This window comes from Pseudomonas sp. 18058 (assembly GCF_902706155.1).
GTDB lineage: Bacteria > Pseudomonadota > Gammaproteobacteria > Pseudomonadales > Pseudomonadaceae > Aquipseudomonas > Aquipseudomonas rustica.
In genome coordinates, this window is record NZ_CACSJY010000101.1 from 1 (window position 1) to 8,361 (window position 8,361).

The following is an 8,361-nucleotide window of genomic DNA, read 5'->3' on the forward strand; positions in this document are numbered from 1 at the left end:
GGTGGGGAGCCGGGGCAGAGGAATAAAACGCACTATAAGCCGCGGCCGCAGGATCGGTGGAGCGTGACTTACTACGTGGAAAAACTGTTTAGGAAGAAGGGGTGAGAGGCCGCTAGTTCAAGGACGCGGCCATATTTGTTTATGCGGGGGAGTAGCTTCCGCTAGGTCTCCTTTCGGCCAATTGCTGCCTGTCACCGTCTGAAAACGGCCAAAAGCTGCCCATCGGTAGGGTGCGCTAACGGTCTGAGTCTTGCGTCCATTTTTCCAGTGCCGCCTTACGCACCGGGCGAATTTGGTTGGACTGGAAACTCTCAGTGACACCAGCACTGATGGTTGAGATCAAATAGCCATTGCAGGCATCATGGTCAGTTGAAGCGCATGCAAAGCAGGTCATAAAACACTGCACTACCATCTGCAAGGATGCAGCAGTCTTACCCACCTGTACATGAACATGCGACCAGCCCAAGTCAAGGAACCAGCATGAGCATCGATCCAGCTAATATCATTGAGAAACTTAAGAAAAAAATTGCCTCTGGTGATTTAGTCGTTGTGATAGGAACCGGGGTGAGTATTGGCCTCACAAATAACAAGCGCCCAGCACTCTCCTGGCAAGGTTTAATCGCCACTGGTTTAGAAAATGCACTTCAAAAAGGCAAGATAACTTCATCGCAGAGCGAGCTCTATTCCAAGTTATTATATACAGATGATGTTGACGATATGCTTGTGGCCGCAGAGTACGTAGGGAGAAAACTTGGCGCCCCGGGCGGCGATTTGTACTCACGTTGGCTCGAATCTGCACTAAGTGATGACAGCACGGATAACTCAGGCTTAGAAGATGCTCTCCGCCAGATAAAAAAATCCGGCACCCCAATTTGCACCCTTAACTACGACTGTCTATTGGAGCAGGTAACTGGCCTGCCGACAATCGACCTAACCGACGTTCGAAAATCTGCGGAGTGGATAAGAAGGGAGATCCCGGGAATATTTCATTTGCATGGTCATTGGAGAAATCCTGAGTCTTGTGTGTTGGGGATTCGGGACTACGCAGACGCAGTCGCTAATGAGCCTAGAGCCCTTATTCAGAAAAACTTGAGTGCATTCAATCAGCTGCTTTTTATTGGTTGTGGCGATACATTTAGTGATCCGAATTTTTCGGCATTAATTGCTTGGCTTAAACTTAATATGAAAGCGTCGGCGCCACAACACTATGCTTTAGTAGTAGATGCTCAATATTCATTAAGGCATGCCGATGAAAGTTGGCATGGATTTGTAGAGCCGTTGAGTTATGGCTCAAGTCATAAAGACCTTCCGGTTTTCATTAAATCTTTATTTGATCAGGCTCAGCGTCGATCTGCAAAACAGTCGCCAGCGCACAGTTCATCAACATCATTACACGAGGTTGTAATTGAAGAATACAAGCAGTTTTTAATAAAAGATTGCGGGCAAATGACTATTGAGGGTGTTAGGGCCGATATGGATACAGCCCAGCGCCGATTCGATCTAGAAAAACTTTTTGTTCCACTGCAATTAGAAGCGTGTCCGCCAGATATACCGGCAAGTGACCCTGATAGAGTCGAGAAGCTTGAGTGCTGGCGGAGTGAAAACAAGGAGCCGCGCCCATTTGGCGAAGTCTTTGAAAGTACGAGAGGTTTGGCTCTTCTGGCATTGCCAGGCGGAGGGAAAACCCTCCTGCTAAAACGCTTGGCAGTTGCGTATGCTAGCCCTTCACGTCGAGAGAATAGTGAGGATAACCTGCCCGCTATCGACACAGTTCCAGTGTTAATTAGATGCCGTGAGTGGCGAGAATACATAAAGCTACCTATATTAACCCTGTTTAAAAAATTAAGTGATATCACTGGCCAGCCAGGACTTTCAAAATTTTATACCGCGATAATTCCAAGATTAAAAAGTGGCAATGTTCTTCTACTAATAGACGGCTTAGATGAGATTCATGTCAATTCCGATCGCGAAACATTTGTTGATAACCTACAAAAGTTCTTAAGCGAGTTCCAAAAAATCCGTGTCGTCGTTACGAGTCGCGAAGCCGGTTTCAATTTAGTAGCGGCAAAAATTGCTGGATTCTGCGAGCGATGGCGAGTAGCACCATTAAACCATGAAGCAATCAGCACCCTTGCTTTATACTGGCATAAGTTAATGGCTCCGGGCTCGAAAGAAGCAGAAGCCGACGCGTTGGCGTTGGCAAACCATCTGCATCAAAGTCCATCTTTGCGAAGGCTGGCTGAAAACCCATTGCTGCTAACCATGCTACTTGTTGTTAAACACGGCGCCGGTAGGCTACCGCCAAACAGGGTGAGCCTGTACGGACGGGCAGTTGATGTTCTACTCGATACATGGAACATTAAAGGTCATGAACCTCTCAACGTTTGGGAGGCCGTGCCGCAACTAGCTTACATCGCATTGGATCTTATGCAGCGAGGTGCCCAAACAGCAACCGAGAAAGAATTGCTTGCCATACTAGATAAAGCTCGCTCGACTGTGCCTTTAATTTCCAGATATGCTAAAGATACTCCCTACGAATTTTTGAAAAGGGTCGAGCTTAGATCCAGTCTACTTTTGGAGACCGGGCACCAAATTGAAAATGGACTGACAGTTCCATTCTATCAGTTCAGACATTTGACATTCCAAGAGTATCTTGCGGCCGTAGCGTTGGCAGAGGGTCATTATGAAGGTTACAGTCCGCGTAACGTTGTTATCAAACCGATCGCAAAAAAGATAGTCAGCGACGAATGGAAGGAAGTAATACCCATGGTAGCGGTTCTCGCGGGAAAGAGAGCCAGTCCAGTTGCAGCAGCGCTTATTACCAAGTCAAAGTCGATATACAAAAAAGCATTGGAAAATAAGAGCTTCCCCGGCTCTAAGGAATGGCACGACTACCCATGGGTTCTACCCGCGCCCATCGCGCGGCTGCTTCAGATTTTTATAGAAGAAGCTCAGATTGAAACTCAGGAACTGAGCGAAGCAATGCCTATTATTGCATTTTTTTCAAAAGGCTGCGGTTCGGCTTACGATTGGCGTGCACTTGCTCGCGGCCCATATGCTGCTGACTTTCTTGATGAGGTATGGAAGATTTATGAGCCTATGACTTGGGAAGACGAAACTTGGATCAAGAATGCTTTTGTAAATTTTGCAGGCTTTATGCATTCGTCCGAATATCTGAATAGCGAAAAGTTTCTTGAGGATACAATGGAAGGTCTCAGCGGAAGCGACCCTAAAGAAATATGCCGTATATTAATGTCGTACTTGAGCTCATTGTTTCGTAACAGTCCCCGTCGAAGTAAAAGTACACCAGATGCAATCTTCAAAATTACAGAGAAACTGACTTGCCATCCTTCTCCTGCAATCGAATTTGCCGCTATGTGGTGCTGGCCCTTAATGTGTAGTAACTCCGAAGGAAAACACATTCCCAGCCCAGAATCACTTAACAGGGCGCTGTATAACTACCTAGCCCCGCATCCGAATTTAGCAGACCTAGCGGCCTTCTCACTCGCAATGTCTGCGGGCCTTGACCGGTCATATTGGATGCCTTCGCTTTCCCAAAAAGATATTACCCAATTACGGGCTCAGCTAGCTGATGAATTGCCTGAAAATTCATTGAAACGAGATAAGGCCGCGTTAGCCGTGCTGAGTTTCCATTCGCGGCAGATCATAGACGATTCCTCACTTATTGAGCTTTTGCTAAGTGTTCGGTCTCGGGATGCGGATAACAAAAGTGGGTTAGACGCCATGCTGCTTCAGCTTGGACAGCTTGGGATAACCGCACTTTCTAAAGCAAAGGCCAACGAGGAAAAGAGGGCCCGGGTTCGGGCTCAGCAAACAAAAATGAGGCAGGCTCCAAAATTAGCAATCACGAAATGAAGGCACCATAGGCTCGGGACGACATCACGAACGTCAGCAAGCATTGTGGTCGTTTGCGGCGGTGTCGGTTGGTGGAAATGCCAACCGAGCCTTGATCAACTGATACCGGCGTTCATTTGGGGCGATAGCTGCCTGCCTAAATGTCTCCTTTTGGCCGAAGGTGGCCGTTCGTTAATGGGGAGGTAAATTCGGCTCAACGTGATCTAAATCATGAAACATGCCCAGTCGTAGGATAAACGCCAAGGGTGAAGATGGGCGTTTTCCTTTGCTTAAACATAATCGTGCAAGCGCGTTTAAATTACACAAACCGTTACGCCATAAAGGCTACAACGCCTTGCGCCGTTGCCTACGCGCACCTCAGAATCCGCTGGCATACGCGACTATGCAGCGGGCTATATCGTCTCCCTGTCACTGAAAACAGTGATCGGGTTTGGTAGCCCGGTGTTAGTTGTACAGCCCACTGTCGTCGAGGTTTCTCGCTCGATTATGGTGGCCATGTATAGGGCGTCCTAGGGCGCGCCGGATCCTAACACCCGGTCTACCAACCTCTGCATGGCCGCCACCCTTCGTTTGGTAGCGAAAGGGTGAAGCCTCCTTTAAATGTGTTAGGAGCTTCATCTATGTTCAAAGTCACGCCAAACCCACCGGACGCCGATCCGATCCCGTACGACCCAGCGCTCGAACCTCAAAAGATAAAAGAGGCGACCGAACGCGCCATCAATTTCTACCTCAACCCCGACGCACTGAAGCTTTCCATTCCAACCCGCAAAACCAGCCAGATCTTCCTGGTCGACCCCGCCGTGGACGAAGAAACCCTGCTCGTCGAAGCTTGTGAATCGTTAGCCGCCGCCAGCGACATGGCGCGTGATATCGGCAATGACGTTGAAAACTCGCAACGCCGGGCGCTGTTGATGCTGCATCAGGTGATCATGCTGAGTGAGCTGATGGTCAATCGAGTGCTGGATGGTCGTCGCTTGCAGCACTAGTGATTCCGCTGCGATCGCCCTGTAGGAGTTGCCGCAGGCTGCGATCCTTTGATTTTGCGTTTGGTTGTAAGAAGAAGATCAAAAGATCGCAGCCTTTGGCAGCTCCTACAGGGGTTTATTTGCTGTTTGCTGATTGGAGTTTTGTTTGATGAGCACTACACCATCGAAGGCGCCGGTGACGGATCCGGCGTCGCCATATGAATCGTTCGATTCGAGGAAGCTTCACGATGCGGCGGAGCGGGCGCTCGATCATTATCTGGCGCCTGAGAAGATCATGGCCACGCCGTATAGCCCCAGCACTTTGTTTATGGTTAATCCGCAATCTGATACTGAGACGTTGCTGGTCAACGCGTGTGAGTCTTTGGCCTCGGCGACGGTGATGCTTGGGGATTTTGCCGGGATGCTGGAGGGGCCGAATCGCAATACGTTGTTGGGGATTGCGCAGGTTGTGATGTTGGGGGAGTTGGCGGTGAATAAGGCGCTGGATAATGTTGAGCTGAAGACTTCGGCTTAGGGCAGTCATTTGTGGTGAGGGGCTTGCTCTTGCTGGGAAGTTGGGGGATCTGGCTTTTCAAAACGGGGCCTGCTTCGCAGTCCAGCGGGAGCAAGCTCCCTCGCCACAAAAGGCTTTACCCCTGAGGTTAGTGGGTTTTAGATGCATTCTGCGGCTTCAGGTCGCCAGCGAAATGATGAAGTCGATCACGCTCAGAGGCACGTAGATCAGGGTGATGGTCGTATAGCCTTTACGCGATCGTGCGAAGAAAGCGCAGATTGGCAGCACAATCATGATCGCGTCCAGCAGGCCCCACAGTGCTAATGGCGAGGCGTCGAACAACATGACGTTGACGACCATCCCCAGGCACAAGTACGTGGACAGCGATAGCAATGCGTATCGCCCATCCTGTTCGAAGTAGACGCGCAGGCCGTTCTGCTCATCCTCGCTACGGCTCGGCAGCAATAACGCGGCCGTGACAAACAGCGACAGTGTCAGCATCACCAGCAATAGAAATTCGAGAAACGAGAAGGTCTGTTTGACCGTCGACAGTGCGTTGACGGCCCACCAGAATTCCAGTTGCGTGGTGAAGAGCATCACCGCCCAGACCAGCGGCACCCAATCCGGCGCTGCCACGCGGCGGATGCGGAATACCGTGAGAGCGCCGAGCAGGAGGCGAGTGACGGAGAGCCCGAGGATCATCGAGAGAACGGTGGCGACGATCGGGAAGTTGTTCATCACGCCTCCCGTGGATTCGTACTGGGCGAGGGCGGGGTCGTTGTTGTCACTGACCTTAAACTTAGCGTGGAACAGCGTTTGGGCAAGTTGCCTTGGCACCCGGCGATCATGATTTTTGAACTCCGCGGGGTCACACCTGAACAGAGTCAGCGGTGGTCTCATTCAATTCTATTTTTATGCCGTACTTCTTTTTCAGCTTTTCGTCATGGGTGACGATGATCAAGTTGCGTGTATGCAGGGCGAGCCATTCAACGATTTTGTGCGCGGTTCGTTCATCAAGCGCCGCCGTGGGCTCATCCAGTATTAGCGTGGGCTTGTCTCTTAATATCGCCCGGCCGATGGCGATTCGCTGTCTCTCACCACCACTCAATCCGCTGCCGGCGACGTCTATTACTGTTGCCAGCAAAGCGTCAGCGTCAGTGCCTTGCCGTGTGAATCCGAGCAGTTCGACAATTTCCTTCAGCCTGTTTTGGCATACGTCATCAGCGCCATACAGCAGGTTATCTTCGAGCGTACCGGACACCAGAACCGGTTTTTGCGGCGCGACGGAAACCTCTGACAGTATGTGTTCGGTGAGTGCCTCACTGATCCGGTGTCCTCTGTAGAGGGCCGTTCCTGTATGGGATTCTTCGAGACCCAAAAGAATGTTTATCAGCGTTGTTTTTCCCGCGCCGGATTTTCCTGAAATGATATTTACGCCAGACATCAACTGACCGTTGATGTTGTTCAGGATGGTTCTGTTGTCCTTTGCCAGTGTTACGCCTGTGAGCGTAAAGCCTTCGACGTCTGCGTGATGCTTCGGGTGGTACTGCTCTTTAATGTCTTCTTCGATGTATTTGATGCCGTCGTTCAACGATATGAGGTGGGCTTGAAGGTTGAACAGAGTGCCCGCCAATAGATGGAGTTGCAGGGTGAACAGGGTGATGTATCCAACGATCATGATGAAATCGCCAGCCGTAAAATTCGTGCGGTAGTACAGGCCGGATAACAGTATGAAAAATGTCAGTACGGCGCCAATGGCCAAGCCTTGGCAGGCAATCCGAATGCCCATGCGAAGGTTGGCGTCTCTGATGGTTTTGACGTAGTTGTCGAAGAAGGTTCGGCCAAGAGCGAGTTCCTTGGGCAAGCTGTTGTTGATCTTGATGTCGTAAACCCTGCCAAGCCGTTCGACGGTATAGCTTGAAAGGTTGTTGTCGGCTTCAAACAAGGCGCGATGAATGCTTGGGACTTGGCGACGTAGATGGCCCGGGATGTCAGTGCGACGCAGGCGACGAGCAACAGCATCGCGTAAGCCGCACCCATAATGGTGTAAAGCACGCTGATGGCGACGATGATTTCAACCGCGATAGGAACGATTGTCCAGAAAACGCCCACGGTGACCAGGCTGAAACTGCTGGCCGATCGATTGATGTCAGCCGCTACATAGCCAGGGTCGAGCGTTCGCTGTTTGCTGTGAGCGTACTGAAAAATTCGGGTGAGGATGGTTTCGTAAAGAGTCGCGTCGCACTTGGCGAGTATCCACGCTGAAAAGACTCCGCGAACGCTGGAAAGCACTTGTGAGACTGTCCAGAGTAAGGCGTAGCAACCTGCGAATAAGAGGAATTGAGTGCTTGCGTTCGGAGCGCCGTCAAAGGTGTTTGCGGCATTTCTCAGTAGTACTGGAAGCAAGGAATTAAGGGCACTGCAGAGTATGAACAGTGTGGATACCGCGATGAAGCTGGCGGTAAACCATCGAAAGTTGTTCGAGATTATTTTGAAGCTTTTCAGGTAATGGCTGACCCAGTTCATATGAATCCGTTCTTGATGGGGTTAAAGCGAGTTGCTTGGGTTGCAGCAAGCGCTCAACGATAGGGTTTGACCTGAGGACAAACAAGTCGGTGAGATCCGAGGTGGCTGTAGGCGATTGCCTTCGATGTTGTAGTTTTTGCGCTTGCGTGGCGGGCACCTCCCAATGATGGTCGGACGTTGGGTTAGGATGATCGGCAACCGGAACGGAAACTCTGAACACAAGGACGCAGCCTTTATGGAATCTGCTTTTTCACAAGTCACCGAGCGTTTGCACGAGCGTCGATTTGCCGTAGCGAACAATGCGCAAGGGTTGTCGGGGGCTGACACGGTGTTTCATTACCGTGTTGAGGGTTCGGGCATTTTGAGTTCTTATCAGGGCGGGCGGATTCGTACGGGGCATCAAGTTGGCCGGGTGACTGGGGTCGATACGATTGAGCTGCTTTTCCATTGTTTGACGACGGAGGGCGAGATGCTTTCCGG

At 50.7% G+C, this 8,361-nt stretch carries 5 protein-coding genes and 2 pseudogenes; 5 read left to right on the forward strand and 2 right to left on the reverse strand.

The window, feature by feature from the left end; all coding sequences use genetic code 11:
* The 4 genes and pseudogenes from GVL50_RS29235 to GVL50_RS27960 form a co-directional block, all read left to right on the forward strand.
* Positions 1-105 (forward strand): annotated as a pseudogene (locus tag GVL50_RS29235) (2OG-Fe(II) oxygenase); the annotation flags it as partial.
* Positions 106-480: 375 nt separating this feature from the next.
* Positions 481-3,876, forward strand: a complete 3,396-nt coding sequence (locus GVL50_RS27950) for an SIR2 family protein (RefSeq protein WP_159815785.1) — start codon at positions 481-483, stop codon at positions 3,874-3,876.
* 620 nt (positions 3,877-4,496) lie between these two features.
* On the forward strand, positions 4,497-4,862 hold the full coding sequence (locus GVL50_RS27955; RefSeq protein WP_159815786.1) for a DUF6124 family protein: 366 nt from the start codon (positions 4,497-4,499) through the stop codon (positions 4,860-4,862).
* Positions 4,863-5,010: 148 nt separating this feature from the next.
* Complete coding sequence (locus tag GVL50_RS27960) at positions 5,011-5,376, forward strand: DUF6124 family protein (RefSeq protein ID WP_159815787.1); 366 nt, start codon at positions 5,011-5,013, stop codon at positions 5,374-5,376.
* 156 nt (positions 5,377-5,532) lie between these two features.
* Here the strand turns inward: GVL50_RS27960 and GVL50_RS27965 are convergent, their stop codons facing one another.
* Positions 5,533-6,093 carry a hypothetical protein gene (locus tag GVL50_RS27965; protein WP_159815788.1) on the reverse strand — a complete coding sequence of 187 codons (561 nt, stop codon included), beginning with the start codon at positions 6,091-6,093 and terminating at the stop codon, positions 5,533-5,535.
* Positions 6,094-6,223: 130 nt separating this feature from the next.
* A complete protein-coding gene (locus tag GVL50_RS29315; protein WP_159815789.1) occupies positions 6,224-7,300 on the reverse strand; it encodes an ABC transporter ATP-binding protein in 1,077 nt (358 codons plus the stop codon).
* A gap of 816 nt (positions 7,301-8,116) precedes the next feature.
* On the opposite strand from GVL50_RS29315, the pseudogene GVL50_RS27975 reads away from it, so the two are divergent.
* Positions 8,117-8,361, forward strand: a pseudogene (locus tag GVL50_RS27975) (hypothetical protein); the annotation flags it as partial.

Coding starts and splice junctions, on each gene's coding strand:
- GVL50_RS27950 (WP_159815785.1), top strand. CDS start 481: ATGAGCATCGATCCAGCTAATATCATTGAGAAACTTAAGAAAAAAATT.
- GVL50_RS27955 (WP_159815786.1), top strand. CDS start 4,497: ATGTTCAAAGTCACGCCAAACCCACCGGACGCCGATCCGATCCCGTAC.
- GVL50_RS27960 (WP_159815787.1), top strand. CDS start 5,011: ATGAGCACTACACCATCGAAGGCGCCGGTGACGGATCCGGCGTCGCCA.
- GVL50_RS27965 (WP_159815788.1), bottom strand. CDS start 6,093: ATGAACAACTTCCCGATCGTCGCCACCGTTCTCTCGATGATCCTCGGG.